Source organism: Pseudomonas sp. Ost2, from assembly GCF_018326065.1.
GTDB lineage: Bacteria > Pseudomonadota > Gammaproteobacteria > Pseudomonadales > Pseudomonadaceae > Aquipseudomonas > Aquipseudomonas gingeri.
The window spans coordinates 7019057-7045563 of the sequence record NZ_AP021904.1 but is presented as its reverse complement, the minus strand read 5'-3'; the positions used below and the strand labels follow the sequence as shown (position 1 = coordinate 7045563).

Genomic DNA, 26507 nt, shown 5'->3' with positions numbered 1-26507 from the left:
TGCGTTCTCCTGCCCGACCCTGTCGTCTGGATCGCCAGCAAGCCGGCCCCCACAGGGGGCCGGCGTGTAAACACCTGTTCTGAGAGCTCCCTTGGCCCATCCCGCCCAACGCCGCTGGTATCCCCTGGTTCTCGCCGTCGCGGCCCTGGTGCTGTTGCCGCTGAGCGTGCTGTTGCTGTCCTGGCAGTCGATCGACCTGCAGATCTGGTCCCACCTCTGGGAAACCCAGATGCCCCGCCTGCTGGGCAATACCCTGACCCTGGTGGTCGGCGTCGGCGTCGGCGTCACCCTGCTTGGCGTCAGTCTCGCCTGGCTCACCAGCCTCTGCGAGTTTCCCGGCCGTCGCTGGCTCGATTGGGCGTTGATGCTGCCCTTTGCCATTCCGGCCTATGTCCTGGCGTTTGTCTTCGTCGGCCTGCTGGACTTCTCCGGCCCGGTACAAAGCCTGTTGCGGGAAGTCTTCGGCAGCGGCCTGCGCCTGCCACGGGTACGCTCCACCGGCGGGGTGATCCTGGTACTGGTGCTGGTTTTCTACCCTTATGTCTACCTGCTGGCGCGCAACGCGTTCCTGGCCCAGGGCAAGGGCTTGATGGAAGCCGCCCGGGTCCTCGGCCAATCGCCCTGGCAGGCATTCTGGCGCGTGGCCCTGCCCATGGCGCGTCCGGCCATTGGTGCCGGCGTGGCCTTGGCGCTGATGGAAACCCTGGCGGATTTCGGCGCGGTCTCGGTGTTCAACTTCGATACCTTCACCACCGCGATCTACAAGACCTGGTATGGCTTCTTCAGCCTCTCCAGCGCGGCCCAGCTCGCCAGCCTGCTGCTGCTCGCGGTGATGCTGGTGCTCTACGGCGAGCGGCGGGCCCGCGGCGCCAGTCGTGCCGGCAACGAGCGGCCGCGGGGCAAGGCGCTGTATCACTTGCGTGGCCTGAAGGCATGGGTTGCCAGTGGCTGGTGCCTGCTGGTGTTCGCCTGCGCCTTTGTCATTCCGTTGCTGCAACTGGTGGTGTGGTTCTGGCAGCGCGGCCGCTTCGACCTCGATGAGCGTTACACCGGACTGATCCTGCACACCCTGTACCTGGGGGGCATGGCCGCGCTGATCACCGTCGCCGTGGCGCTGGTGCTGGCGTTCGCGCGGCGCCTGGCGCCGACCCGTGCCATCCGCGCCGGAGTCAGCCTGGCCAACCTCGGCTATGCGCTGCCCGGCTCGGTGCTGGCGGTATCGATCATGCTCGCGTTCAGTTACCTGGACCGGGAACTGGTGATCCCGCTGTCCGGCTGGCTCGGCGGTGCTGGCAAGCCGTTGCTGCTGGGCAGCCTGTCGGCCCTGTTGCTGGCGTACCTGGTGCGTTTTATCGCGGTGGCCTATGGGCCGCTGGAAAACAGCCTGGCGCGGATTCGTCCGTCGTTGCCGGAAGCGGCCCGCAGCCTGGGTGTCGGTGGGCCGCGACTGTTTTTCAAAGTGTATCTGCCGTTGCTGCTGCCCGGCACCTTGAGCGCCGCCTTGCTGGTGTTCGTCGACGTGCTCAAGGAAATGCCCGCGACCCTGCTGATGCGCCCGTTCGGCTGGGATACGCTGGCGGTGCGGATCTTCGAGATGACCAGTGAGGGCGAGTGGGCGCGGGCGTCGCTGCCGGCGCTGACACTGGTGCTGGTCGGCCTGTTGCCGGTGATCGGCCTGATCCGTCGCTCGGCTCGGCAAATCGGTTAGGTGCCAGGTCGGTCCCTTGCGGCTACAATGCGCGGCATTCGGTGCGGTCCGTCTGACAGACCGGGTGCTGGAACATGGCTCAAGGCCCCATCCATAAAGGGCTCAAGCCAATCCGACGCCTGTCCGCACCTTCGCCACGCCCGGAAGGAGAAACCCATGGGACAGCGTACGCCTCTGTATGACCTGCACCTCGCCCTTGGCGCGAAGATGGTCGATTTTGGCGGTTGGGATATGCCTCTGCATTACGGCTCGCAGGTCGAGGAGCACCATCAGGTGCGACGCGATTGCGGGGTCTTCGATGTTTCGCACATGACCGTGATCGATATCACCGGCAGCCAGGCCAAGGCCTGGCTGCGGTACCTGCTGGCCAATGATGTCGAGCGTCTCGACAGCCCCGGCCGCGCCTTGTACAGCGCCATGCTCGACGAGCAGGGCGGGGTGATCGACGACATGATCGTCTACCGCATCGACGACGGTTATCGCCTGGTGGTCAACGCGGCCACCCGCGACCAGGACCTGGCGTGGATGAACGCCCGGATCGGCCAGTTCGACGTGCAACTGCTGGAGCGCCCCGAACTGGCGATGCTGGCGATCCAGGGGCCGCAGGCCCGGCACAAGATCAGCGAGCTGGTGACCCAGTCCCGTGGCCAGTTGATCCAGCAGCTCAAACCCTTCGAAGGCCGCAGCGACGGCGACTGGTTTATCGCCCGCACCGGCTATACCGGCGAGGACGGCCTGGAGATCGTGCTACCGGCCGAGCAGGCGCCCGGTTTCTTCAACGACCTGGTCGGCGCCGGTATTTCCCCGATCGGCCTCGGTGCCCGCGATACCCTGCGGCTCGAAGCCGGAATGAACCTGTACGGCCAGGATATCCACCTGGATGTCTCGCCCCTGGCCGCCAACATGGCCTGGACCATTGCCTGGGAGCCGGCGTCCCGCGACTTCATCGGCCGGGCCGCCCTCGAAGCGGAAAAGGCCCGCGGACCGGAGCTCAAGCTGGTCGGCCTGGTGCTGGAGGAGCGGGGGGTTCTGCGTGCCCACCAGGTGGTTCGTATCGCTGACATTGGCGAAGGTGAGATCACCAGTGGTAGTTTCTCTCCTACGCTAAGCAAGTCGATTGCGCTGGCGCGCGTTCCCTCGGCGACGGCTGATCGCGCCGAAGTGGAAATTCGCGGCAAATGGTACCCGGTTCGCGTGGTAAGGCCGACGTTCGTGCGTCATGGTAAAACCCTGGTCTGATCTTATCTGGCGAGCCCGCGTGGCGGGTCCGCCGACACTTCTTCTCGAGGACATTGAATATGAGCGATATCCCTGCCGAACTGCGTTTTGCCGAAAGCCATGAATGGGCCCGCCTGGAAGCCGACGGTACGGTCACCGTGGGCATCAGCGACCACGCTCAGGAAGCCTTGGGCGATGTGGTGTTCGTTGAGCTGACGGAAGTCGGCAATGTGTTCGCTGCCGGTGATCAGGCGGGTGTGGTGGAGTCGGTGAAAGCCGCCTCCGATATCTACTCGCCGGTTGCCGGCGAGGTGATCGCGGTCAACGACGCGCTGTCCGGCGAGCCGGAGCTGTTGAACAGCGACCCTTATGGGGCTTGGATCTTCAAGCTCAAGCCGAACGACGAGGCTGACCTGGGCAAGCTGCTGGATGCGGCGGGCTACAAGGCCGCCATCGGCGAGTAAGAGGTACACTGAATTCTGTGGGAGCCGGCTTGCCGGCGATGAGGTCCTCAAGCCTTGTACTGTCCTCAGGGACGCCATCGCCGGCAAGCCGGCTCCTACAGTTTTTCATGCGGTATCAGCGTTTCAATGCTGTCTTGACCGCCGCCACGGCGCGCTCGACATCGGCCCTGGTGATCACGTTGAACATCGGCAACGAGACGATCAGGCGCCCGACGCGTTCGGCGACCGGGAACATGCCTTCCTTGAAACCGCGTTCGCGGTACAGGCTCAGCAGGTGGATCGCCGGGTAGTGGTAGCCGATACCGATGCCCTGCTGCTTCATGTCCTCCATGAAGGTCGCCCGCGCCGGCTGGCCATCGGTACGCTCCGGAAGGACCAGCTGGAACATGTGCCAGTTACTGTGGGTGAAATCCTGTACCGGTAGCTGCGCGCCGTACTGTTCCTCGAAATCGCTGCCGAACAGTTCGAAGTAGTAGCGGGCCATCTCCCGGCGATGGGCGGTGATGGCGTCGATATGGGCGAACTGGCCCAGGCCGATGGCCGCGGCGACGTCGGTCATGTTGAACTTGCCGCCGAGCACATCCACGTCCAGCCCGTCATGGCCGGTGCGGGTCACGCCCTGCAGGCGATATTTCTCCGCCAGGCGCGCTTCCTCGGCATTGTTCAATACCAGGCAACCGCCTTCGGACGAAGTGATGTTCTTGTTCGCCTGGAAGCTGAACGACACGAAGTCACCGAGGGCGCCGATCTTCTGCCCGTGCCACTCCGAACCCAGGGCCTGGGCGGCGTCTTCGACGATGCGCAGGTTGTGTTTCTTGGCGATGGCGTAGAGACGGTCCATATCCACCGGCAGGCCGGACAGGTACACCGGGATGATCGCCCGGGTACGTGGAGTGATCGCGGCTTCGACCTGATCCAGGTCGATATTGCGGGTCACCGGGTCGATATCGGCGAACACCGGGGTGGCGCCGACTTCGATGATCACGTTGGCGGTGGCGACCCAGGAGATCGGCGTGGTGATGACTTCGTCACCCGGGCCGATGCCGGCGATGCGCAAGGCGATCTCCATGGTGCAGGTGCCGGAGTTGAAGGTGCGCACGGGACGGCCGCCGAAGTATTCCGACAACTGGGCTTCAAAGGCCGCCACCTTGGGACCGCTGGTGATCCAGCCGGACCGCAGGACTTCGGCGACCGACGAGATGGTCGCTTCGTCGATGGTGGGTTTGGAGAAGGGCAGGAAAGGAAGTTGGCTCATGGGGTCGTGACGTCCGATGTGAAGGCCGGGAAATGATCCGCAGGCGATAAAGGATAGACAGCTCGTGGCCTGTACGGCTAGTTCGTTAGCTCAAATTCGGATGCCAGAAGTTCCTGACCAAGGCGCTGTGACGAGTCATAGCCCGCTATGGCGAGGAACAGCAACGCAGGACAGGGGCTTATGGCGCCGAAGTTGACTAACAGAACTGGCCACACAGGCCACTAGGCCGCGATGCTGTCGATGATACTGATTTGATGTGAAATTTCGGTTCTTTTTGCTGTCCTGATGCTGAACGGACGCTTCGCGGCGCCCCGGGAGGCGGGCTGCTATGCTGCTTGCACAGTGGCCGAAACGACGTGTCCACCCGTCGTCGTCTCGGTGATTCCCGTGTTGCCTCGACGCTGCGCGCCGCCAAGAGAGAGCCCGTCATGTCCCTATCGCCGTCCTTGAGCCAGTTGCGAGATCCCCAGGCTTTTCTGCGTCGTCACCTGGGCCCGGATGCCGCCGAACAGCAGGCGATGCTCGATGTCCTCGGGCTCGGGAGCCGGGTCGAACTGATCGAGCAGACGGTACCGCCTGGCATCCGCCTGAATCGCGAACTGGACTTGCCCGCGGCGCTGGACGAGCAGGCGGCCCTGGACAAGTTGCGTGGTTATGCCCAGCAGAACCAGCTCTGGACCAGCCTGATCGGCATGGGTTACCACGGCACCCTGACACCGACGGTCATCCTGCGCAATGTCCTGGAGAACCCCGGCTGGTATACCGCCTATACCCCCTATCAACCGGAAATCGCCCAGGGCCGGCTGGAAGCCCTGCTCAATTTCCAGCAACTGACCATCGACCTGACCGGCCTGGAACTGGCCAATGCCTCGCTGCTCGACGAAGCCACTGCGGCGGCGGAAGCCATGGCCCTGGCCAAGCGGGTGGCGAAGGCGAAAAGCAACCTGTTCTTCGTCGATGAGCAGTGCCATCCGCAGACGATTTCCGTGGTGCGCACCCGGGCTGAGGGCTTCGGTTTCGAGTTGGTGGTCGGGCCTGTGGATAACTTGAGCCAGCACCAGGTATTCGGTGCCTTGCTGCAGTACCCCGATACCCATGGCGAGATCCGTGACCTGCGGCCGCTGATCGAGCAATTGCACGCCCGGCAGGCGCTGGCCTGCGTCGCGGCCGACCTGTTGAGCCTGTTGCTGCTGACCCCGCCCGGCGAGCTGGGGGCGGACGTGGTGTTCGGTTCGTCCCAGCGTTTCGGCGTGCCCATGGGCTACGGTGGGCCGCACGCGGCGTATTTCGCCACCCGCGATGAGTACAAGCGGGCGATTCCCGGACGGATCATCGGCGTGTCCCGGGATGCCCGGGGCAATATGGCCCTGCGCATGGCCCTGCAGACCCGCGAGCAACATATCCGCCGGGAAAAGGCCAACTCGAATATCTGCACGGCCCAGGTGCTGCTGGCCAATATCGCCAGCTTCTACGCGGTCTACCACGGACCCGAAGGGCTCAGGCGCATCGCCCAGCGGGTCCACCGGCTGACCTGCATCCTCGCCAGCGGCCTTGAGCGCAAGGGCATCGCGCGCCTCAACCGGCACTTTTTCGACACCCTGACCCTGGAGGTCGGCGGCAGCCAGACGGCCATCCTCGAAAGTGCCCGGGCGGCGCAGATCAACCTGCGGATTCTCGGGCGCGGCCAGCTGGGCCTGAGCCTGGACGAGACCTGCGACGAAACCACGGTGCTGCGCCTGCTGGATATCTTCCTGGGTGCCGATCACGGCCTGGACGTCGCCGAACTGGATGCGCAAGCCCTGGACAGCGGTATTCCGGACGACCTGCAACGCCGCTCCGCATACCTGACCCATCCGGTGTTCAATGCCCATCACAGCGAAACCGAGATGCTGCGCTACCTCAAGCAGCTGGAGAACAAGGACCTGGCCCTCAACCAGTCGATGATCCCGCTGGGCTCCTGCACCATGAAGCTCAATGCCAGCAGCGAGATGATTCCCATCACCTGGCCGGGCTTTGCCAACCTGCACCCGTTCGCCCCGCGCGAACAGGTCCAGGGCTACGCGGCGATGATCGAGGAACTGGAACGCTGGCTTTGCGCGATTACCGGTTTCGACGCCATCTGCATGCAGCCCAACTCCGGTGCCCAGGGCGAGTACGCCGGGCTGCTGGCGATCCGCAAGTATCACGAAAGCCGCCAGCAGGGCGCGCGCAATATCTGCCTGATCCCGTCATCGGCCCATGGCACCAACCCGGCCTCGGCGCAGATGGCCGGCATGCAGGTGGTGATCGTCGAGTGCGACGAGGCCGGCAATGTCGAACTCGAAGACCTCAAGGCCAAGGCCCTGGCCGCCGGCGATCACTTGTCCTGCCTGATGGCGACCTACCCGTCGACCCATGGTGTGTACGAGGAAGGCATCGGCGAGATCTGTGAAGTCATCCACCGCCACGGCGGCCAGGTGTACATGGACGGGGCCAACCTCAACGCCCAGGTCGGCCTGGCCCGGCCGGCGGATATCGGTGCCGATGTCTCCCACATGAACCTGCACAAGACTTTCTGCATTCCCCATGGCGGCGGCGGGCCGGGCATGGGGCCGATCGGCGTGCGGGCGCACCTGGCGCCTTTCGTCGCCAACCACCCGGTGGTGCCCATCGACGGGCCGTTGCCGCAGAACGGCGCGGTCAGCGCGGCGCCCTGGGGCAGCGCGAGCATCCTGCCCATCAGCTGGATGTATATCGCGATGATGGGGCCGCAACTGGCCGATGCCAGCGAGGTGGCGATCCTCGCCGCGAACTACCTGGCACAGCAGCTGGGTGGCGCGTTCCCAGTGCTCTACAGCGGACGCAATGGCCGTGTCGCCCATGAATGCATTCTCGACCTGCGCCCGCTCAAGGCCCAGACCGGGATCAGTGAGGAGGACGTCGCCAAGCGCCTGATGGACTACGGTTTCCATGCCCCGACCATGTCATTCCCGGTGCCGGGCACCTTGATGGTCGAGCCCACCGAAAGCGAGTCGAAGGCGGAACTGGACCGTTTTGTCGAGGCCATGCTGCGCATCCGCGCGGAGATTGCCGAGGTGCAGAACGGCAACTGGTCCGCCGAGGACAACCCGCTCAAGCGCTCGCCCCACACCCTGGCGGATATCACCGGGGTCTGGGAGCGCCCCTACAGCATCGAACAGGCGGTGACCCCGACGGCTCACACCCGGGCGCACAAATACTGGCCGACGGTGAACCGGGTGGACAACGTCTACGGTGACCGCAACCTGTTCTGCGCCTGCGTGCCGGTGGACGATTATCGCTGAGCACCGGGGCGCTGCTGCAGGGCCGCCGCCCGCGCCGGCAGGCTGCTATCGACCAGGCGCTTGCCCAATGGATACAGGTGCAGCAGTTCTTCCTCGACGATGCGGTTGCTCATGCCCAGTTCCAGCTCCGGGCAATCGAGGTCGAGCCAGTCGCCGTGTTGCAGCGGCGCCGGGTTGTCCCGCCGCTCCAGGCCATGAAACACGTAGTGCAGCATGCCGGGTTGGAGGAACTGCTCATGCTGTTCGAGGAACGCCTGGGTATAGCGGCGCAGCGCTTGCCATTCCTTCAGTTCGATGACGTATTCACGAGAGGAAATCTGCGCGTCCAGGCGTTCGATACGGGCGTTGATGGACAGCCGGCACTGCATCTCCCCGAGAATCATGGCCGGGGCAATCGCGCATTCGCGCAGGCTAGCCTGCAGGGCATCCGGTGAATCGAGGTTGCCGAGCAGCGGGTCCTGCACTTCGTTGCCGAGGGTGAACCCGACGAAACGCAACTTGCCAAAAGGATCGACCATATAGACGCAGACGATCCCCGGTTCGCTGGCGATGCTCAGGGCGTGATAGGGGATGTTCAGCGCTTCGCCGTCGGTCTTGAGCAGGCTGCCGTTGCCTTTGTAGAACCACGCCTGGTTGCGCTTCGGGGTCGCCAGGCTGACCGCGCTGACCTGGGCCAGCAGGTTGTTGGCGGGCTTGAGCGGTGGCCGCAGGCTGATTTCCCGGGTGCTGGTGCTGGCCGGCAGGGACTTGAGGTGGTCGGCCCAGCCCAGGTGCCAGCGGCTGCAGTACTGCAGCGTCTCATACAACCCGCCCTGCTCGGGAAACAGCCGGGCGTTGCGGCCGGTCTGGAAATCGAACAGGCCGATGCCACGGTGCTCCTGCTGGCACAGGTCGAGCAACATCAAATAGTGTCCCATGATTCTCTACTCCTTCAGGGTCAGGCTTGCCGGCAACGCTTCCATGGGCTGCAGGACGGCGGCGGGGGCGCGTCGTGCCTGGCTGTCGCGCAGGCACAGTGACAACAGCAGGCCGGCGACGCTTCCGGCCAGGGCGACGTACAGAATGGATGGCAGGCCGAAATGAGTGGCGGCATAACCGGCGACGGCGGGGGATACGCCACCCCCGAGGATCTCGCCGAAGCCCACGACGATGCCGGTGGCCGTGGGCAGCAGCGCCGCCGGCACCGACTCGCTGGTCAGCGGGCCGACGGTCATGCAGATCAGGCTGAAATTGAAGAGCGACAGCAGGAACAGCAACAGAAACAGCAGGCCGGTGATCGCCGGGCAGATGATCAGCAGGCCCACCAGTGTCGCGCTGGTCATGAATGAAACCATGACCACCGGCCGGCGCCCCAGCCGGTCCGACAGCGCCGGAATGATCAACTGGCCGATGAAACCGCCGATGCCGATGGCGGAAATCACCACGGCCATGGACAGGGTTTCCAGGTGCAGGTAGTCCGTGAGGTAGCTGGGCAGCATCGCGCACAGGACGAACTGGCAGGTGAGGATGCAGAACATGATCAGGATGTTCAGGCTGACATTGCCGCTCCTGAAGGCCGCCAGCCAGTTCCGGGCATTGCCACGGGCTTGCCGTTGCTGCCCGGACAGCGGAACCGGTCGATAGACCTTCCACAGGTAGGCGGCCAGCAGCAGGCCGGGCAGGGAAATGATCGCGAACACCGTGCGCCAGGAGCCGAACAGTTCCAGCAGGCTGGCTGCCAGCAGCGGTCCCAGGCACAGGCCGAGAATCGGAAACAGCGCCTGCTGGAAACCCAGGTTCTGCCCGCGTCGGTCGGGATGCGAGACCTCGTCGGTGACGATGATGCTGGTCGGCGTGAACGCGCCCTCGCAAAGTCCCATCAGGGCGCGAAGGAGCACCAGGCCGAACAGACCGCTGGCCAGGGCCGAGAGCCCCGCCAGCAGGGACAGCACGGCGATCGACAGGACCAGGGCGTTCTTGCGCCCCAGGCGATCGATCACGTAGCCCGCGCCGAGGGCCGAAAAACCCCAGGTGAAGGCCAGCGCGGCCGAGAGAAAACCGAGGTCCTGATAATCCAGGTGCAGGTCGTGCATGATCACCGGGAACAGCGGCAGGATGATAAAGCGATCAAGCCCGACCAGCCCGAAACTCAGGGACAGCAGCAGTACCATGCGTCGTTCGTAACGCCGCCTGGGCAGCGTCGTGTGATTGTCTGTGTTCATCGCTCATCTTCCGTGTGAAACCATGAACCAGGCGCAATGAAGCGCTGCGCCGTCTTGCGCGATGCCCGAGGGCGCGCGGCAAGCCCTGGCGTCGATTGACGGTCAGGGCTTGCGTAGCGGTTCCCCGTTGCCCGAGCAGATATCCGGCCTGTCAGGCCGCCCATTCACCCACGGACATTTCGGCGGTGAAGCCCGGACCGAAAGCCGCCAGCATGCCGACGTCGCCCGGATTCAGACCGGCCTCGAACTGTCGCTTGAGCACGTCGAACACCACCACGCTGGCGATATTGCCGGCTTCGGAAAGGCTGGTGCGCGACTGCGAGACACGGTTGGAGGCGAGGTCCAGTTGCAGGACCAGTTCGTCGAGGATCTTGCGGCCGCCGGTATGGAAGATGAAGAAGTCATTCTGCGCGCAGTTCTGTTCGAACGTGTCGTAGTTGAGTTTCTCCATGATCGGCGCGACATCCTTGATGGAGTTCATCACGGCTTTATCCAGGGTGAAGTGGAAGCCGGTGTCCTTTACATCGTATTTGATGTAGTGCTCGCTTTTCGGCAGGAAGAACGAGTTGGTCGAATGGATCTTGAAACCCGCTGCCTGATCATCCGCGCGCAATACACAGGCGGAAACGGCGTCGCCAAACAGTGCGGCGGAAATAAAGGCATGCAACTTGGTATCGTTGGGCTGGTAACACAGCGAAGAGAACTCAAGGGAAACGATCAATACATGATTGCGCGCGTCCAGCTTGGCGAAGTCATTGGCCCGGTTGATGGCAGCGGCCCCGGCGACACAGCCGAGCTGGGCGATCGGCAACTGCACGGTGGAAGTCGGCAGGTCGAGGTCGTTGATCAGGTGCGCGGTCAGCGACGGCATCATGAAGCCGGTGCAGGAGGTGACCACCACCATGCGGATGTCGTTGACCGTCAGGCCCGCGTTTTCAATGGCCTGGCGGGCTGCGGCGGAGGACATCTGGCGGGCTTCGCGCTCATAGACGATGCTGCGGTGGGTGAAGCCGGTATGCACCGCCAGTTCGTCGATCGGCAGGATCAGGTGGCGTTCGTTGACCTCGGTGTTCTGGATCATGCGCTTGGCCACCGCCATGCGCGGATGGTCGGCGTGCAGGCTTTCCAGGTGGTCGATCATCTGTTGCTGGGTAATCTTGTTTTTCGGGAACAGTACGTGTGGGAGACAAAGAGTAGACATGATGAATCCTCGGCTATATATAGGCCAATAATGAGTATGGGGAGTCATTCCCCGCTTTTAAGACGAAGGCAGTCCGTAGCCCCTGAAGCAACAGGGTCTTAAAGGCTTCTGCAATATATGTAGAGGCCGTTGTTATAAAGCTGACGCACAGTTCTTGTTTTTGATATCGGGAGGGCAGGGCGTCAATAACTGACGCCCTGCAAGTTGCAAGTTACTTATATATCCAGGACAAACTTGTAGGCGTATTGCCAGGCCAGGTTGCTTTCCCGGACGTGCTTGCGCACGACCATGCGTACCGGCGCGCCGGCCTTGAGTTGTTCCGGGTGGGTGACGTCGACGATTTCCGAGGCAATGACCAGGCCATCGTCCAGGCGCACCATCGCCATGCAGCGCGGTACGGTTTCGCCGTAGCCCATGGCGGCGAGGATCGGGTTCTCGGCATGGGCCATGACTTCGATCTTGCCGCTGCGGGCACAGCGGTAGGGCTTGACGCTCAGTGAGTTGCAGGCACCGCAGACCGTCCGGCGCGGGAAGAAGATTTCATTGCACTCTTCACACTGGCTGCCTTCCAGGCGGTATTTGCCGCCATGTTCGCGCCATTCGCGAAGCATGCTGGCGGTGGTCATCCGGTGGATCTGTTCGGGGTACATGGACATGGTCCGGCTCCTTAGTCGTTGGAAAGAACGATCACTGAGTTGTGGGCGGCGTAACCCCCCAGGTTCTGCGACACGCCGATGCGTGCGCCCTTGACCTGGTTGTCGGATTCGCCGCGCAACTGGCGGAACAGTTCGGTGATGTGCAGGATGCCGTCGCAGCCGGAGGCATGGCCGCGGCCGATATTGCCGCCGTCGGTGTTCAGCGGTAGCTGGCCGTCGATGGCGATACCGCCTTCGAGGACAAAGTCGCCGGCCTGGCCCTTGCCGCAGATGCCCATGGATTCCATCTGGATCAGGCCGGCGCCGAGCAGGTCGTAGACCTGCGCCACGTCGATATCCTTGGCGGTGATCCCGGCTTTCTTGTAGGCGATTTCCGCGCAGGCGATCGAGTTGGCCGAGACCGCCATGCCGACATCCTTGGGCAGGCCCGGGTGATGCAGGGTGGGATTGTGGAAGCGGGTACCGAAGTAGTGGGACACCCCGGTGTAGGCACAGCCACGGACGAACACCGGTTTGTCGGTGTACTTGTGGGCCAGGTGTTCGGCGACCAGGATGGCGCAGCCGCTGGCTTCGCCCCAGGCCAGCATCGAGCCGAAGGCTTCGCTGTTCTTCAGGGCCTCGAGGGACGGAATCGGCAGTCCGTAGCGGGTGGCATTGGGGGTGTTCTGCGCATAGATGCGCATCTGCCGGCCGAAGGTCGCCAGTACATCGGCCTCGCGCCCGGCGTAGCCGAACTTCTGGAAGTACTCCGCCGTCGCCAGGGCGAAGGCGTCGGTGTGGGAGATGCCGAGGAAGTAGTCGTACTCGCACTCGGTACTGGAGCCGATGTATTCGGCGTAGTTGAAGTGGTCGGTCATCTTCTCGAAGCCGCCGACCAGGACGATGTCGTATTCCCCGGAGGCGATCATCTGATGGCCCATCTGGAACGACACCGAACTGCTGGTGCAGTTGGCCGTGCTCATGAAGGTCGGTGCCGGGCTGATGCCCAGCGCGTCGGAGATCGTCGGCCCGAGGCCACCGTATTCCGAAATGCCTTCACCGTGATAACCGTAGGCCACACCCTGGATTTCCCGCGGGTGCATCCTGGCGTCCTTGATGGCTTTGTAGGCCGACTCGACGATCATTTCCTTGAACGTCTGCCGGACCCGCGAACTTCCCGGTTTCGGCGTGTAAGCGGCCGAAACGATTGCAACACGACGTGCGCACATGTTCATGCTCCTTGCGTAGACAGGCGAAATCAGAGGTAGGCGGTCAGGGCGTAATCGGCCCGCAAATACTTGAACTCGTATTTGATGGAAGTGCCGTAATCGACGTACAGCTTGTTTTCGAGCAGGTCGCGCAGCGGTTTGTTGTGTTTCTGGTAGGCCTCGATGGCCGGCGTGACGGTCAGGGCGATGGCGTCGCTGCCGGCCCCGAAACCGTAGGACACCAGCAGGATCGTCTGCCCCGGGCGTGCCTGGTCGAGCACGTTGATCAGGCCGAGCAGCGGGCTGGCGGCGCCGGCGTCGCCCACGCTACCGGCGTAGATACCGGGTTCGACCTGCTTGGGCTCGAAGCCCAGGTGCCTGGCCAGGGAGTAGGGCGTGGACACCAGGTTCTGCTGGAACACCACGTAGTCGTAGTCCTTCGGTTCGGTGCGCAGCTTGGCCATCAGGCCTTCGGCCGCCCGGCGGGTCTGGTCTTCCAGGCCGATGCTGTTCTTGTCCGAGCCCAGGCCCATCCCGGAGCGGATGTAGCGGTCGCCTTGCGGGCGAATGTTGTCGGCGACGTCGGCCGCGCAGGAAAAGCTGCCGTCGAATTCGGCGATGACATTCTGCGTGCCCACCAGCAGCGCCGCCGCACCGGCACCGGCGTAGGACTCCGTGAGATCGCCGGGGGCGGTGTTGCGGTTGATGGTGTCGGCGCCGATGGCGATGGCGCTGCCGGTCATGCCGGACGCTACCAGCGCCTGGCAGATCTGCAGGGCCGAAGTGCCGGACTTGCCGGCGAACTGTACGTCGGCGCAGTAGGCGTCGTAGCCGGCGCCGAGCATTTCGAGAATGACCGAGGCCGAGGCGCGGGAGTCATAGGGGTTGGTGCAAGTGCCCAGGTAGAGGGCTTCGACGCTGCTGCCGGGGACCTTGTCGAGCGCCCGCTGGGCCGCCAGGACCCCGAGGGTGATGACATCTTCGTCCGGTTGCAGCACCGCTCTTTCGGTCACGCCCAGCTGGTTTTGCACCAGGTGCAGATCGGTGTTCTTCCAGACGTTGATGACGTCTTCGACTTTCAAGCGACAAACGGGAACGCCGGTGCCGTAGCTCACTATCCCTACTTTTTTCACGTTCATTTTCCTCTTGATTCCATTCTTTGTCAGAAAACCCTGGTGGCGTCTTGCCAGACACCGTGAAACATACGGAAAACAGTTTGTAGAGCCCTGAGTCTTGGGAACGCCGTTTTATCCAGTGATTTCAACTACTTGGCGTTTTCGACCGATGGGTCTGAAAACGTGCCAAATATTGCCTTTTTACCTCTCAAGCTGCTATGATACGAAACGTATCGTTTGATTCATAAAACAAATGACTTGATTTCATAGGTGGAAAAAACAGCTGCCGACTGATGGGGGATGCCCTGAGCAGAAGGCTTTGTTTCCTGCACGCTAATGAGAAAATCGGAAAACAGATTGATCTAAGTCAGTCGTTCATAGTTTCATCGAAATGAAACGAAACGGACCGTTTCATTTCATTTCGAGGGAATCCTATACCTTGCGTTGCTTTTGTCAAGCACCCTGCCTGGAGATTTCACCGTGGCTCGTACACCCTCTCGCAGCTCCATCGGTTCCCTACGAAGCCCCCACACCCACAAGGCCATCCTCAGTTCGACGATCGAGATTCTCAAGGAATGCGGTTATTCGGGACTCAGTATCGAGTCGGTCGCCCGACGGGCGGGTGCCAGCAAGCCGACGATCTACCGTTGGTGGAACAACAAGGCGGCGTTGATCGCCGAGGTTTACGAGAATGAAAGCGAGCAGGTGAGGAAGTTTCCTGATCTCGGCTCTTTCAAGGCAGATCTCGACTTTTTGCTGCACAATCTCTGGAAGGTATGGCGTGAGACGATTTGTGGCGAGGCTTTTCGCTGTGTCATCGCGGAGGCCCAGCTGGATCCGGTCACCCTGGTCCAGCTCAAGGACCAGTTCATGGAACGGCGGCGGGAGATGCCGAAGAAGCTGGTGGAAAATGCCATCAGTAATGGTGAACTGCCAAAGGACACCAATCGCGAATTGCTGCTCGATATGATCTTCGGTTTTTGCTGGTATCGCCTGCTGACCGAGCAACTGACAGCGGAACAGGATATCGGGGAATTTACGACGCTTCTGATAAACGGTGTGTGTCCGGCGGGGCAACGCTGAGGCCTGGAGGTCATTCCGCCCGCCGGGCGGAATGCCTTGCCCGGTGATTCAGCTGGCGCTGAATTCCCGGTACAGATCCGGCAGGAAACTGGCCAGGTGGTTGAATTCGCACAGGTCGTGGACGGCGAACTCGTAGGCCAGGGTCTCCAGCTCCGCCTCACCCAGGCCGTTGGCCTGTAGCAGCGCCGCGGCGCGTTCGGCACCGGGGAAACGCGCCATCGACGGATGGCTGCCGACCCAGTAGCGGCTGGTCAGGTAGAGGCCATCCGGGGTCTGCTTGAACAGGTGGACCATCAGCGACACCGGCACATCCGGTTGTTCGGCGAGGCTCATCAGCGCGCTGACGCTGCCGTCGATCTTCGCATCCCGGTACAGCTCGGTGCGCAGGCCCAGTTTCTCCGGTTCCTGGAAGTGGATATGCAGGTGCATCAGGCGATCGCCGACATATTCCGAGGCGCAGAAGGTATTGCCGTACAAGCGCTCTTCGAAACTCAGGGAAGTGTCCTTGAGCCGTTCGTGATTGACGCAGGGATTGCTGACATGGGCATAGGGAAACCACAGGGTATAGCGCTCGGCCTCAAGCGGATGCCACATGAACCACCACTTGAACATCTCGGCGGTGCAGCCGGGAAAGAACTTGCGGCTCTGGACGTAGGCCATGGGCCCGGGCAGCAGGGCATAACCCGACTCGGCGCTGACGAAATCCGCTTCCAGCAGACGATTGATATCCTCGATACCCGGCGTCAGCGTCTGTTCCGGAGCCAGTGGTCCTTGCTGGATCCCGCGCACGGCAGACAGTGGAACCTGCATGTGCCCGCTGAAATACCTGGCGTAGGGCTTGTCCTTGATCGCCTCGCGGTTGCGCAGGAACAGCTTCTGCATCGGCAGGGAGAAGTAGGTGAACGGGGTCATGACGCGCGCATCCATTGCGGTAATTTCCTTTGGCTAAACGGCTGTGGACCTGACAGCATCTGTCGGCAGCGTCCACGCCTGTCGAGGGGAGTGGTTGATTTGAAACTAAGCCGTGTATAAATAAAAGTCAAATTTGAATTTGATCTAGTGAGGAATCCCATGCCCGTGTCCGGTCCCAACCAGACCGCCTCTCAACGTGCCCAGCGCCAGGATGGCCAGGCGACCCGCCAGCAGATCCTGGAAACGGCGGGTCAGTTGTTCGCGCAGCTGGGATACGCCAATACCACCAGCAAGCAGGTCTGTGAAAACTCCAGGTCGAATGCCGCCTCGGTCAACTATCACTTCGAGAACAAGGACGGCCTGTACCGGGCCGTCCTGCTGGAGGCCCATGATCGCCTGCTGCGCATCGATACCCTGCTCAGCCTGAGCCAGAGCCCGGCACCTGCCGAGGACAAGTTGCGGTTGATCATCACGGTGCTGGTGGAGCGCCTGCAGGATCATCGCGAGGCCTGGGCCCTCAAGGTCCTCAGTCGGGAACTGCTGTCGCCCTCGAGCCTGTTGCCCTCGGTGCTGGAACAGCAGGCGTATCCCAAGGCGAAGATCTTCCGTGGCATCCTCGGGCAGATCATGAACCTGCCGGACGACCACCCGACCACGTTGCGCTGTGCGCTGGGGGTATTCGCCCCTTGCCTGTTCCTGCTGCTGGCCCATGAGACCCTGAGCCAGAACGTGTTGCCGGGCCTGGATATCGAGCCCCAGGCGCTGATCGAGCACATGATGACTTACGCCCTGGCGGGGCTGAAGGCGGTAGCGGCGCAATAACGGAGTGGCAGAAACGAAAAACGCCGACAGGCTGTCGGCGTTTTCATCATTCAGTTCGACGAGCTGTCGATCATTCGTCTGCCAGTGCGTTCTTCGCCAGGATCGCGTTGGCCAGTTCCATGTCGCTTGCTTTCAGGTCCGGATTATCGGCACGCACTTTCTGCATGGCGGCTTCCAGATAAGGGCCGCGGATATTGCCGTCGCTGGCAACAAAGCTGCCGGCATCGTCCTGGGCGGCGACGATCAGCTTGTGGTCCTTGAAGGTCAGATAGGTCGAGCCGGTGGTGGCACCGGACGAAATGACGTTGCGCCAGAAACCGTCGGCCATGGCCGAGCCAACGGGGATGGACAGCAATGCCAGGGTGGCGACAGCATATTTGAGACGCATGGTGGTGACTCCGCATGGGGGTATATGAACCGTTGGATTGCGGTTATCGATGCGGAGTTCCATCGTCTTCATTCAACGGTTTCGACCTGCAGGATCGTGCCGTTCTGGCCGACCACCCGGACCCGTACACCGACCTCGGCGTCGGGGCCGGTGACCATCCATACGCCATCGCCGACCTTGACCTTGCCGCGACCGTTGCTGATCGCCGCGTGTACCACGAAGGTCTTGCCGATCAGCTCATGGCCGCGTTCGTTGAGGCCCGGCTGGTCGCTGACGCTGGCGGCGCTGCGCTGGCGTTTCCACCAGTACACCGCCGTCAGCACCGAGAGCAGGCCGAACAACAGGAATTGCACGGTCCACGGCAGGCCGGGAATCACGAAGGTCAACACGCCGACCGCTGCCGCGGCAATGCCGACCCACAGCAGGTAGCCGCCGGCGCCGAACACTTCGAGTATCAGCAGGATCGTGCCGAGGGCCAGCCAGTCCCAGAAGGACAGGTGTTGCAGGAATTCCCACATGGCGGTGCCTCAGGCCTTCTTGCCGTCGAAAGTGGCCTTGACGATTTCGCCGATGCCGCCGACCGCGCCGATGACCTGGCTGGCTTCGAGCGGCATCAGGATCACCTTGCTGTTGTTGGCCGAGGCCAGCTTGCCGAGGGCATCGATGTATTTCTGCGCGACGAAGTAGTTGACCGCCTGCACGTTGCCGTTGGCGATCGCCTCGGACACCACCTGGGTCGCCCGGGCCTCGGCCTCGGCTTCCCGTTCGCGGGCCTCGGATTCGAGGAAGGCGGCCTGGCGATTACCTTCGGCTTCGAGGATCTGCGCCTGCTTCTTGCCTTCGGCGGTCAGGATCGCCGACGCCCGCAGGCCTTCGGCCTCGAGGATCTGCGCGCGCTTGACCCGTTCGGCCTTCATCTGCCCGGACATTGCCGCCATCAGGTCGGCGGGCGGGCTGATGTCCTTGATTTCGATCCGGGTGATCTTGATGCCCCACGGTGCGGTGGCTTCATCGACGGTGCGCAGCAGTTTCTCGTTGATGGTGTCGCGCTGGCCGAGCATGGCATCGAGCTCCATGGAGCCGAGCACGGTGCGGATGTTGGTCTGCAGCAGGTTACGGATGGCGTGTTCGAGGTTGTTCACCTCGTAGGCCGCCTGGGCCGTATTGACCACCTGGAAGAAACACACCGCGTCGATCTGCACGGTGGCGTTGTCGGACGTGATGACTTCCTGGGGCGGGATATCCAGCACGCTTTCCATCACGTTGATCTTGCGCCCGATACGGTCCATGACCGGGACGATGATGTTCAGGCCGGGCTTGAGGGTGGTGGTGTAGCGGCCGAAGCGTTCCACCGTCCACTGATACCCCTGGGGTACGACCTTGAAGCCCATGAAGACGATGGCAATGGCCAGGCCGACGAAAAGCAGAAGCACGCTACCGATTTGCATGACGGTTCCCTGTGTTCAAGTGTTTATCGAGGTGGCGATAGTGGAATGATTGTAGCGAGCCTGGTTGAAGATAAGTGTTTCATTTGTATTCAAGTGTAGAGGTCGGGCCATGCTAATTTGGCGGTCCTTTCACTGTCGCATCCTGTGAGCGCCTGGTTTCGATGATCTTCGGTCCCGATCCCTCCGTCATTTTCCTGGTTTTCCTGCTGATCGCGCTGGCGGCGCTCAGTGCCGCCGGGTTGCTGTGGGTGCTGGTGGCCTCGCTGTTCGCGCCGACGCGCGATCACCTGCGGCGCAACCCCCGGCGTTACGCAGTGCTGATACTGGTCGCCCTGGTGTTTGCCGGACTGGGCGGGCTGATGTGGCGGGATTTCCAGCGGATCGACGAGGAAGCCGAATCGCAACGGCAGGCACTGAACCCTCGCCTGCAAGCTGATCTGCAGTTGGGCGAACTGCATTTTCCGGCGGGCAGCCAGGCGCATATCGGTACCTTGGAGGCGCTGGACTGGCAGGGGCAGCCCCAGGCGCACGGCCTGCAAAGCCTGACGTCAATCGAATTGCCCGGTGCCCTCGATGTCCTCGGGTTGCCGGTGGTGGCGCTGGATTTTTCCTGGGGCTCCGACAACGCCCGTGTACGTCTCGAGCATGACCGGATGGTGCAGGGCTGGTCCTGTGCCGCAAGTGCCTGGGTGGTCTTCGGGCATGCAGCCGACGACAGGTTCCGGCCAAGTCGCTGGCATTTCAAAGAGTGTGGCCTGGTCCCCGGGATGGGTGTGGCCGGGGTGGACTGGCCGGTGGGCACGGTGGTCTCTGGCGACAGGTCGGGTTGGATGCTGCGGGCCGAGGACGCCGACAACCTGAGCATCGACCTCGACGGCCTGCAACTGGCGGCGCTGCGCATGATGCTCGATGCGCAGCGCCAGCCGCTGGCCTGGCAGGGCCAACTGGCCCAGTCCGCCACGCTGGGGGACTGGCGCTACGTGGCGGGCACGCGGGTAAGGGGCGATGCCGGCGGCGCCTGGTTGTTCAGCCCTTCCAGGGCGCAGGATGCCGTCAATCTGCGCACGGGAGAAAAGGTCAGCCTGGGCCGTTCGATCCTCCAGCGTCGTGGCAATGAGGACTCGGTGAGCATCAAGGCCAATGCCGAGGTCGGGGTGATCGACTGGTTGGAGATCACCCCGTAATGAACGCCTGCCGGACGGGCCCGGACACTGGTCGCGGCACGTTCAGCGCTGTTCGCTCTGAGGCGTGACCCGCAGCACTTCCTCGATGGTGGTCAGCCCCGCCGCGACCTTCTGCGCGCCGGACAGGCGCAAGCTGCGCATGCCTTCCATGAACGCCTGGCGGCGCACCGCCAGCAGGTCGGTATCGGCATGGATTAGCGCCTTCACGCTGTCGCTGAGCAACATGATCTCGTAGACCCCGGCTCGCCCGCGATAACCGGTATCGCGGCACTCCAGGCAGCCGATGGCGCGCTGCGCGCCGGTGGGCAGCGGTGCCTGCCAGGGCCGGGTCAGGGTCTGCCAGTCTTCCTCGGACAGGCTCTGCGGTGCCTTGCAGTGTGGGCACAGGGTGCGCACCAGGCGCTGGGCCATGACGCCGAGCACCGTGGCCTTGATCAGGTAATGCGGTACACCCAGTTCCAGCAAACGGCTGATGGCGCTCGGCGCGTCGTTGGTGTGTAGGGTCGAGAGCACCAGGTGCCCGGTCAGCGCCGCCTGGATCGCCATCTCGGCGGTTTCCAGATCGCGGATCTCGCCGATCATGATGATGTCCGGGTCCTGGCGCATCAGGGCGCGTACGCCGCTGGCGAAGGTCAGGTCGATATTGTGCTGGACCTGCATCTGGTTGAAGGCCGGCTCGACCATCTCGATCGGGTCTTCGATGGTGCAGAGGTTGACCTCCGGAGTCGCCAGCTTTTTCAGCGTGGTGTACAGCGTGGTGGTCTTGCCCGAGCCGGTGGGCCCGGTCACCAGGATGATGCCGTTGGGCTGGCGGGTCATGTCCTGCCAGCGGCGCAGGTCTTCGGCGGAGAAGCCGAGCTGGTCGAAATCCTTGAGCAGCACTTCCGGATCGAAGATGCGCATGACCATCTTCTCGCCGAACGCGGTCGGCAGGGTCGACAGGCGCAATTCCACTTCGCCGCCGTCCGGGGTCTTGGTCTTGACCCGGCCGTCCTGGGGTTTGCGTTTTTCCGCGACATTCATCCGACCCAGGCTCTTGAGGCGGCTGACAATCGCCATGGTCACCTGGGGCGGGAACTGGTAGACGTTGTGCAGTACACCGTCGATGCGAAAACGCACCGTGCCCTGCTCGCGCCGCGGCTCGATATGGATATCGCTGGCCCGTTGCTGGAACGCGTACTGGAACAGCCAGTCGACGATATTGACGATATGCGCGTCGTTGGCGTCCGGTTCCTGGTCGCTGGCGCCGAGGTTCAGCAGTTGCTCGAAGTTGCCCAGGTTATGGCCTTTCTGGTCGACCATGTTGGCGCCGCTGACCGACTTCGCCAGGCGGAAGAATTCCACGGTGTAGCGCTGGATATCCACCGGGTTGGCGACTACCCGCTTGATCGGCAGCTTGAGCACATGGCTCAGGTCGGCTTCCCAGGCCTTTACGTGGGGCTGGGCGCTGGCGATGGTCACGCCGTCGTGATCCACCGCGACGGCGAGGATCTTGTGGCGCTGGGCAAAGGCATAGGACATCAGCGGCATGATCGCGGCGACGTTGATTTTCAGCGGATCGATGCGCAGGTATGGCTGGCCGACCTGTTGCGCCAGCCACAAGGTCAGGTTCTCGAGCTCCAGCGGCTTGCCGGGGCGGCTCTGGTCGGGCAGGTGCTGGCTGGCGATGAATTCCAGCGGATGCAACTGGCTGTTCTGCGCGTTGCGCCGGATGGTCAGGGCGTGCTCGGCCGAGTCCTGGCTGATAAAACCCTGGGCGACCAGTTCGCGCAGCAGCTCGTTGAGATCCAGCCAGCGGTCCTGGGAGAGTGGGGCGACGGGCATGCGGGCTCCTATTCAGGCGGTCTTGCAACCATTGATTCAGACGTAGTCCCTGTCTGACCCTGGATTGCAAAGAATAGTCGCGAGGCTGCCTGACGTTTGGTCCGATACCAAGACAAAGGTTGCGATTTTTTTCAATGGGGGCCTGGTTTGCCGGCGAAGCGGGTTGCAAGACCGCTAAAAGCTTCGCTGGCAAGCCAGGCTCCTGCAGCGAGCCTGGCTTGTACCGGTTGCGAGGTTACAGGCGCAGCAAGGTCTTCCAGGCACGGCTCTGGAACACCGTCAGCGCCTGCTGCACCCGTGCTTCCAGGACTTCTTCGCTGATATCCAGTTCCGCCAGCTGGGCCAGCTTGTTCAGTTCACCGAACAGGCGATCCAGGTCCGGCAGGTCCAGCACGCCACGAGCCAGGTGCAGCCAGGCCTGGATCCGCTCGATGCGCGGCAGTTGCTCGGCGAGGTCTTCCGGTTGCTGCTGGTAGCGTCCCAGTTGCAACGAAGTGGCTTCCTCGGCCAGCAGGCGTGGCAGCCAGTTCTGCAACTGCGCCGCGCCCTGGCGGTTGCCGCGGGTGGTACGGTCGGCCGCCCAGCTACGGGCCAGCAACCAGCGCGAGGTGTTCAGGGAGAACAGGCCCCAGCGCACGTCTTCCAGCTCCTCGAGGAACTGTTCCGGCGCGGCCTTGCGCACGTCTTCGTCTTCCGCACCGGCGTTGAGCAACGGACGCCAGTCTTCAAGCAGCGCATCCAGGGCACTGCGCAGCTCGCTGGTCGCCTGCCGTGGCGCGGCCTGGCCGAGGCTGCCGACCAGGGCGCGCAATTCGATCAGTTGCGCGACCCAATCCTGCAGCAGGCGCCAGTGGCCGTTGAAGCGGTATTGCTCGGCCAGTCGCTGGCTGCTGCCGAGCAAATGCCAGGCCAGGGCGGCGAAGGCGTCGTCCAGCGGCATCTCGGCGGTCAGTTGCGGGGCCGGCAGGCTCAGGGAGTAGCTGTTGGCGTCGAACAGGCGATAGCCGCGCTCGGCCTTGCTGATGTCGCAGGGCATCAGTGCCAGCTTCTCGGCCAGCTCGGCAGCCAGTTCCAGCAGGGCGGCCGGCTCGCCTTCGCGCAATTCCAGTTCCAGCTCGCAGATTTCTTCCTTCTGCTTGCCGGCGACAACGAAGCCCAGGTCCAGAGCGGCTTCGATCACCACCTTGGACTTGCCGCGCCCCCAGGCGATTTCTGCCCGTTCGCGGACGAAATCGGTGGTGAAGATCGGCTTCAGGGTCTTCTTGTCCAGCTCGGCCAGTGCTACTGGCCAGCATTCGCCGTCGAGCTTCTTCACATCGAGCTTGGCCTTGGGCAGGTGCCAGTCGTACTCGTTGCGTTCCGACAGACCGGCGACGCTCTGGCCGCGGGTCTTGAGGGTCTGGATCACTTCTTCGCCGTCACGGCGCAGGCGCAGGGCGACCTTGGCCTTGGCCAGGTCGCGCTCGGGGGTGTCGAAATACTGATTCGTCAGCTCGCGACGTTCCCAGCCACTTTTGTTGCGCTTCTTCAAAAGCGGGTGCTCGCGCAAGGCGGCGAGGGTTTCGCGGCTGACGCGGAGTTTGATTTCGGTTTCTTTCTGCATGGCCGGAAAATCCAGGATCGGGAGCGCAGCCGGGGAAAAGGGTGGCTGCCTAGGCCGTGCAGTGTACAGGACAAGCGGGTCGCACGCGTCGCGGCGGTTTATTCCGGGCGTTGGATGGCTCTATGATGGGGCATCGCCCGGATGCCGATCGATTTCGAAATCCACGCGATCCTTGCAGGAGTCCGACTTGCCGGCGATGAGGCCGTCATGCCATGCGTTGTCCTTGAAGACGTCGTCGCCGGCAAGCCGGGCTCCCACAGGATGGCGTGAGGTCTGGAGGCGTGCAGCAGGGGCCGTCCTGTGAACAAGGAGCAAGTGTATGCTTTTGCCGTCGATGAAAGATCAATTCGCTGCCCTGATCGCAGTTCCCTCCGTCAGTTGTACCCAGCCGAACCTGAACCAGAGTAACCGGCCGGTGATCGACCTGCTGGCGGGATGGCTCGGCGACCTGGGCTTCAGCTGCGATATCCAGCCGGTCAGCCCCGGAAAATTCAATCTGCTGGCCAGCTTCGGCAGCGGTCCCGGCGGGCTGGTGCTGGCCGGGCACAGCGATACCGTGCCGTTCGACGAGGCGTTGTGGCAGACCGACCCGCTGAAACTGACCGAGGTCGACGGCCGCTGGGTCGGCCTGGGCAGTTGCGACATGAAGGGCTTTTTTGCCCTGGCCATCGAGGCGGTCAAGCCGTTGCTCGACCAGCCGTTCAAGCAGCCGTTGCTGATCCTGGCCACCTGCGACGAGGAAAGCTCGATGTCCGGTGCCCGCGCGCTGGCCGAGGCCGGGCGGCCGCTGGGGCGCGCGGCGGTGATCGGCGAGCCGACCGGGCTCAAGCCGATCCGCCTGCACAAGGGCGTGATGATGGAGCGCATCGAAATCCTCGGGCGCAGTGGCCATTCGTCGGATCCAAGCCTGGGGCACAGCGCCCTCGAAGCCATGCACGATGCGATCGGCGAGCTCAAGGGCCTGCGCTGGCAGTGGCAGCGTGAGTACAACAACCCGCAGTTCAGCGTGCCGCAGCCGACCCTGAACTTCGGCTGTATCCATGGCGGCGACAACCCTAACCGCATCTGCGGCCAATGTTCCCTGGAGTTCGACCTGCGGCCGCTGCCTGGCATGGACCCGGGCGTGCTGCGCGCGGCGATCCGCGCCAAGCTCGAACCCCTGGCGGAACTGCACCAGGTCCGGATCGACTATGCGCCGTTGTTCCCCGAGGTGCCGCCCTTCGAACAGGTGGCGGATGCCGAACTGGTGCGCATCGCCGAAAAACTCACCGGCCATCGTGCACAAGCAGTGGCGTTTGGCACCGAAGCGCCTTATCTTCAGCGCCTTGGCTGCGAGACCCTGGTACTCGGCCCTGGCGATATCGCGTGTGCGCATCAACCGGGGGAATACCTCGAAATGTCACGTTTGCAGCCTACCGTGGCGTTACTGCGTGAACTGATTGAACATTATTGCTTGAGCCCGGCCCCGACCTTGCGTTAAATGCCAGGCCAGACCATCCGTTACCGATTAAGGAGAGCCCGCGTGTCGCCAAGCCTGTTCCGACGATAACCAACAGCCCGTTGTGCGTTTTCATGTTGCACCCACTTTTTATTGGCTGTTTTTTATACAGGTTCAGGTCATGCCCGAATACGTAAACTGGCTTCGCCATGCGTCTCCCTATATCAACGCCCACCGCGATTGCACCTTTGTCGTCATGCTGCCCGGTGACGGTGTCGAGCACCCCAACTTCGGCAATATCGTCCATGACCTGGTGCTGCTCCACAGCCTGGGCGTGCGCCTGGTGCTGGTCCACGGTTCGCGCCCGCAGATCGAAAGCCGCCTGGCGGCCCGTGGCCTGACCCCGCATTACCATCACGGCATGCGCATTACCGATGCCGCCACCCTGGAGTGCGTGATCGACGCGGTCGGCTATCTGCGGATCGCCATTGAAGCGCGCCTGTCCATGGACATGGCCGCCTCGCCGATGCAGGGTTCGCGGTTGCGGGTCGCCAGCGGCAACCTGGTGACGGCGCGGCCGATCGGCGTGCTGGAAGGGGTCGACTATCACCACACCGGCGAGGTGCGCCGGGTCGACCGCCGGGGCATCAACCGCCTCTTGGACGAACGCTCCATCGTGCTGTTGTCGCCGCTGGGCTACTCGCCCACCGGGGAAATCTTCAATCTTGCCTGCGAAGACGTCGCGACCCGCGCCGCCATCGACCTGGGGGCGGAAAAACTCCTGTTGTTCGGCGCCGATCACGGCCTGATCGATGAACATGGTCGTCTGGTCCGCGAGTTGCGCCCACAGCAGGTGCCGGCGCACCTGCAGCGCCTGGGCAGCGATTACCAGGCCGAGTTGCTCGACGCGGCGGCCGAAGCCTGCCGTGGCGGCGTGGCTCGCAGCCATATCGTCAGTTATGCCGAAGACGGCGCGCTGTTGACCGAACTGTTCACCCGCGACGGTGGCGGTACGCTGGTGGCCCAGGAGCAGTTCGAGCTGGTGCGCGAAGCGGCGATCGAAGACGTCGGCGGCCTGCTCGACCTGATCAGTCCGCTGGAAGAACAGGGCATCCTGGTGCGGCGTTCGCGGGAAGTGCTGGAGCGCGAGATCGAGCAGTTCAGCGTGGTCGAGCGTGAAGGGATGATCATCGCCTGTGCGGCGCTGTACCAGATCGCCGATTCGGATGCTGGTGAGCTGGCGTGCCTGGCGGTGAACCCGGAGTACCGTCATGGCGGGCGCGGGGACGAACTGCTGGAGCGTATCGAGACCCGGGCCCGGGCCCAGGGCCTGAAGACCCTGTTTGTCCTGACGACCCGTACCGCCCACTGGTTCCGTGAGCGCGGGTTTGTGCCGAGCAGCGTCGAGCGCCTGCCGAGCGCGCGGGCGTCGTTGTACAACTACCAGCGTAATTCGAAGATCTTCGAAAAGGCCCTCTGAGCTTCAGAGCCGGTTGGG

22 protein-coding genes are annotated in these 26507 nt (G+C 63.1%); 9 read left to right on the top strand and 13 right to left on the bottom strand.

What is annotated here, in order from left to right; all coding sequences use genetic code 11:
- Positions 1–91 precede the first annotated feature (91 nt).
- From KI243_RS31330 to gcvH, 3 genes are all read left to right on the top strand, one after another.
- Positions 92–1708: an iron ABC transporter permease gene (locus tag KI243_RS31330; protein ID WP_017125431.1), complete on the top strand. Its 1617-nt coding sequence runs from the start codon at positions 92–94 to the stop codon at positions 1706–1708.
- A gap of 156 nt (positions 1709–1864) precedes the next feature.
- Positions 1865–2947 carry a glycine cleavage system aminomethyltransferase GcvT gene (gene gcvT, locus KI243_RS31325; RefSeq protein WP_177108958.1) on the top strand — a complete coding sequence of 361 codons (1083 nt, stop codon included), beginning with the start codon at positions 1865–1867 and terminating at the stop codon, positions 2945–2947.
- Between the two features lie 59 nt (positions 2948–3006).
- A complete protein-coding gene (gene gcvH, locus KI243_RS31320) occupies positions 3007–3390 on the top strand; it encodes a glycine cleavage system protein GcvH (RefSeq protein ID WP_017125429.1) in 384 nt (127 codons plus the stop codon).
- A gap of 115 nt (positions 3391–3505) precedes the next feature.
- On the opposite strand, the gene KI243_RS31315 is transcribed toward gcvH, so the two are convergent.
- Complete coding sequence (locus tag KI243_RS31315; protein ID WP_017125428.1) at positions 3506–4645, bottom strand: DegT/DnrJ/EryC1/StrS aminotransferase family protein; 1140 nt, start codon at positions 4643–4645, stop codon at positions 3506–3508.
- 428 nt (positions 4646–5073) lie between these two features.
- Between KI243_RS31315 and gcvP the strand changes: the two genes are divergently transcribed.
- Complete coding sequence (gene gcvP, locus KI243_RS31310) at positions 5074–7947, top strand: aminomethyl-transferring glycine dehydrogenase (RefSeq protein WP_177087150.1); 2874 nt, start codon at positions 5074–5076, stop codon at positions 7945–7947.
- Here gcvP and KI243_RS31305 read toward each other — a convergent pair.
- From KI243_RS31305 to KI243_RS31280, 6 genes are all read right to left on the bottom strand, one after another.
- Positions 7938–8864, bottom strand: a complete 927-nt coding sequence (locus KI243_RS31305) for a hypothetical protein (RefSeq protein WP_017125426.1) — start codon at positions 8862–8864, stop codon at positions 7938–7940. The genes gcvP and KI243_RS31305 overlap by 10 nt on opposite strands.
- 6 nt (positions 8865–8870) lie before the next feature.
- Entirely contained in the window at positions 8871–10148 is a 1278-nt protein-coding gene (locus tag KI243_RS31300; protein ID WP_212810268.1) for an MFS transporter, read from the bottom strand.
- Positions 10149–10299: 151 nt separating this feature from the next.
- Positions 10300–11349: a type III polyketide synthase gene (locus KI243_RS31295; RefSeq protein ID WP_042935089.1), complete on the bottom strand. Its 1050-nt coding sequence runs from the start codon at positions 11347–11349 to the stop codon at positions 10300–10302.
- Positions 11350–11564: 215 nt separating this feature from the next.
- Entirely contained in the window at positions 11565–12005 is a 441-nt protein-coding gene (locus KI243_RS31290) for an OB-fold domain-containing protein (RefSeq protein ID WP_017125423.1), read from the bottom strand.
- A gap of 11 nt (positions 12006–12016) precedes the next feature.
- The gene (locus KI243_RS31285; RefSeq protein ID WP_042935088.1) at positions 12017–13213 is read right to left on the bottom strand and encodes a thiolase family protein; all 1197 of its coding nucleotides are present in this window, start codon (positions 13211–13213) and stop codon (positions 12017–12019) included.
- A 29-nt stretch (positions 13214–13242) separates the two neighbouring features.
- A complete protein-coding gene (locus KI243_RS31280; protein ID WP_244861797.1) occupies positions 13243–14331 on the bottom strand; it encodes a hydroxymethylglutaryl-CoA synthase in 1089 nt (362 codons plus the stop codon).
- Between the two features lie 456 nt (positions 14332–14787).
- On the opposite strand from KI243_RS31280, the gene KI243_RS31275 reads away from it, so the two are divergent.
- Positions 14788–15390: a TetR/AcrR family transcriptional regulator gene (locus tag KI243_RS31275; protein ID WP_103033105.1), complete on the top strand. Its 603-nt coding sequence runs from the start codon at positions 14788–14790 to the stop codon at positions 15388–15390.
- Between the two features lie 48 nt (positions 15391–15438).
- Here the strand turns inward: KI243_RS31275 and KI243_RS31270 are convergent, their stop codons facing one another.
- Positions 15439–16317, bottom strand: a complete 879-nt coding sequence (locus KI243_RS31270) for a 2,4-diacetylphloroglucinol hydrolase (RefSeq protein ID WP_177087143.1) — start codon at positions 16315–16317, stop codon at positions 15439–15441.
- A 144-nt stretch (positions 16318–16461) separates the two neighbouring features.
- Between KI243_RS31270 and KI243_RS31265 the strand changes: the two genes are divergently transcribed.
- Positions 16462–17124 (top strand): TetR/AcrR family transcriptional regulator, encoded by a 663-nt coding sequence (locus KI243_RS31265; RefSeq protein ID WP_017125418.1) that lies wholly within the window; start codon positions 16462–16464, stop codon positions 17122–17124.
- A gap of 70 nt (positions 17125–17194) precedes the next feature.
- On the opposite strand, the gene KI243_RS31260 is transcribed toward KI243_RS31265, so the two are convergent.
- The 3 genes from KI243_RS31260 to KI243_RS31250 form a co-directional block, all read right to left on the bottom strand.
- Positions 17195–17512 carry a DUF2388 domain-containing protein gene (locus KI243_RS31260; RefSeq protein ID WP_017125417.1) on the bottom strand — a complete coding sequence of 106 codons (318 nt, stop codon included), beginning with the start codon at positions 17510–17512 and terminating at the stop codon, positions 17195–17197.
- Positions 17513–17580: 68 nt separating this feature from the next.
- Positions 17581–18030 (bottom strand): NfeD family protein, encoded by a 450-nt coding sequence (locus KI243_RS31255; protein ID WP_212810267.1) that lies wholly within the window; start codon positions 18028–18030, stop codon positions 17581–17583.
- A gap of 9 nt (positions 18031–18039) precedes the next feature.
- Positions 18040–18960, bottom strand: a complete 921-nt coding sequence (locus KI243_RS31250) for an SPFH domain-containing protein (protein ID WP_017125415.1) — start codon at positions 18958–18960, stop codon at positions 18040–18042.
- A gap of 161 nt (positions 18961–19121) precedes the next feature.
- Between KI243_RS31250 and KI243_RS31245 the strand changes: the two genes are divergently transcribed.
- Positions 19122–20144: a hypothetical protein gene (locus KI243_RS31245; RefSeq protein ID WP_017125414.1), complete on the top strand. Its 1023-nt coding sequence runs from the start codon at positions 19122–19124 to the stop codon at positions 20142–20144.
- Positions 20145–20186: 42 nt separating this feature from the next.
- Here the strand turns inward: KI243_RS31245 and KI243_RS31240 are convergent, their stop codons facing one another.
- Together KI243_RS31240 and KI243_RS31235 are read right to left on the bottom strand one after the other, a co-directional pair.
- On the bottom strand, positions 20187–21968 hold the full coding sequence (locus KI243_RS31240; protein ID WP_177087137.1) for a GspE/PulE family protein: 1782 nt from the start codon (positions 21966–21968) through the stop codon (positions 20187–20189).
- A gap of 235 nt (positions 21969–22203) precedes the next feature.
- Positions 22204–23571 (bottom strand): CYTH domain-containing protein, encoded by a 1368-nt coding sequence (locus tag KI243_RS31235; RefSeq protein WP_212810266.1) that lies wholly within the window; start codon positions 23569–23571, stop codon positions 22204–22206.
- 319 nt (positions 23572–23890) lie between these two features.
- Here KI243_RS31235 and argE point away from each other — a divergent pair, with 319 nt between their 5' ends.
- On the top strand, positions 23891–25051 hold the full coding sequence (gene argE / locus KI243_RS31230) for an acetylornithine deacetylase (protein WP_212810265.1): 1161 nt from the start codon (positions 23891–23893) through the stop codon (positions 25049–25051).
- Positions 25052–25190: 139 nt separating this feature from the next.
- Positions 25191–26489, top strand: a complete 1299-nt coding sequence (gene argA, locus KI243_RS31225; protein ID WP_017125408.1) for an amino-acid N-acetyltransferase — start codon at positions 25191–25193, stop codon at positions 26487–26489.
- Positions 26490–26507: the final 18 nt, after the last annotated feature.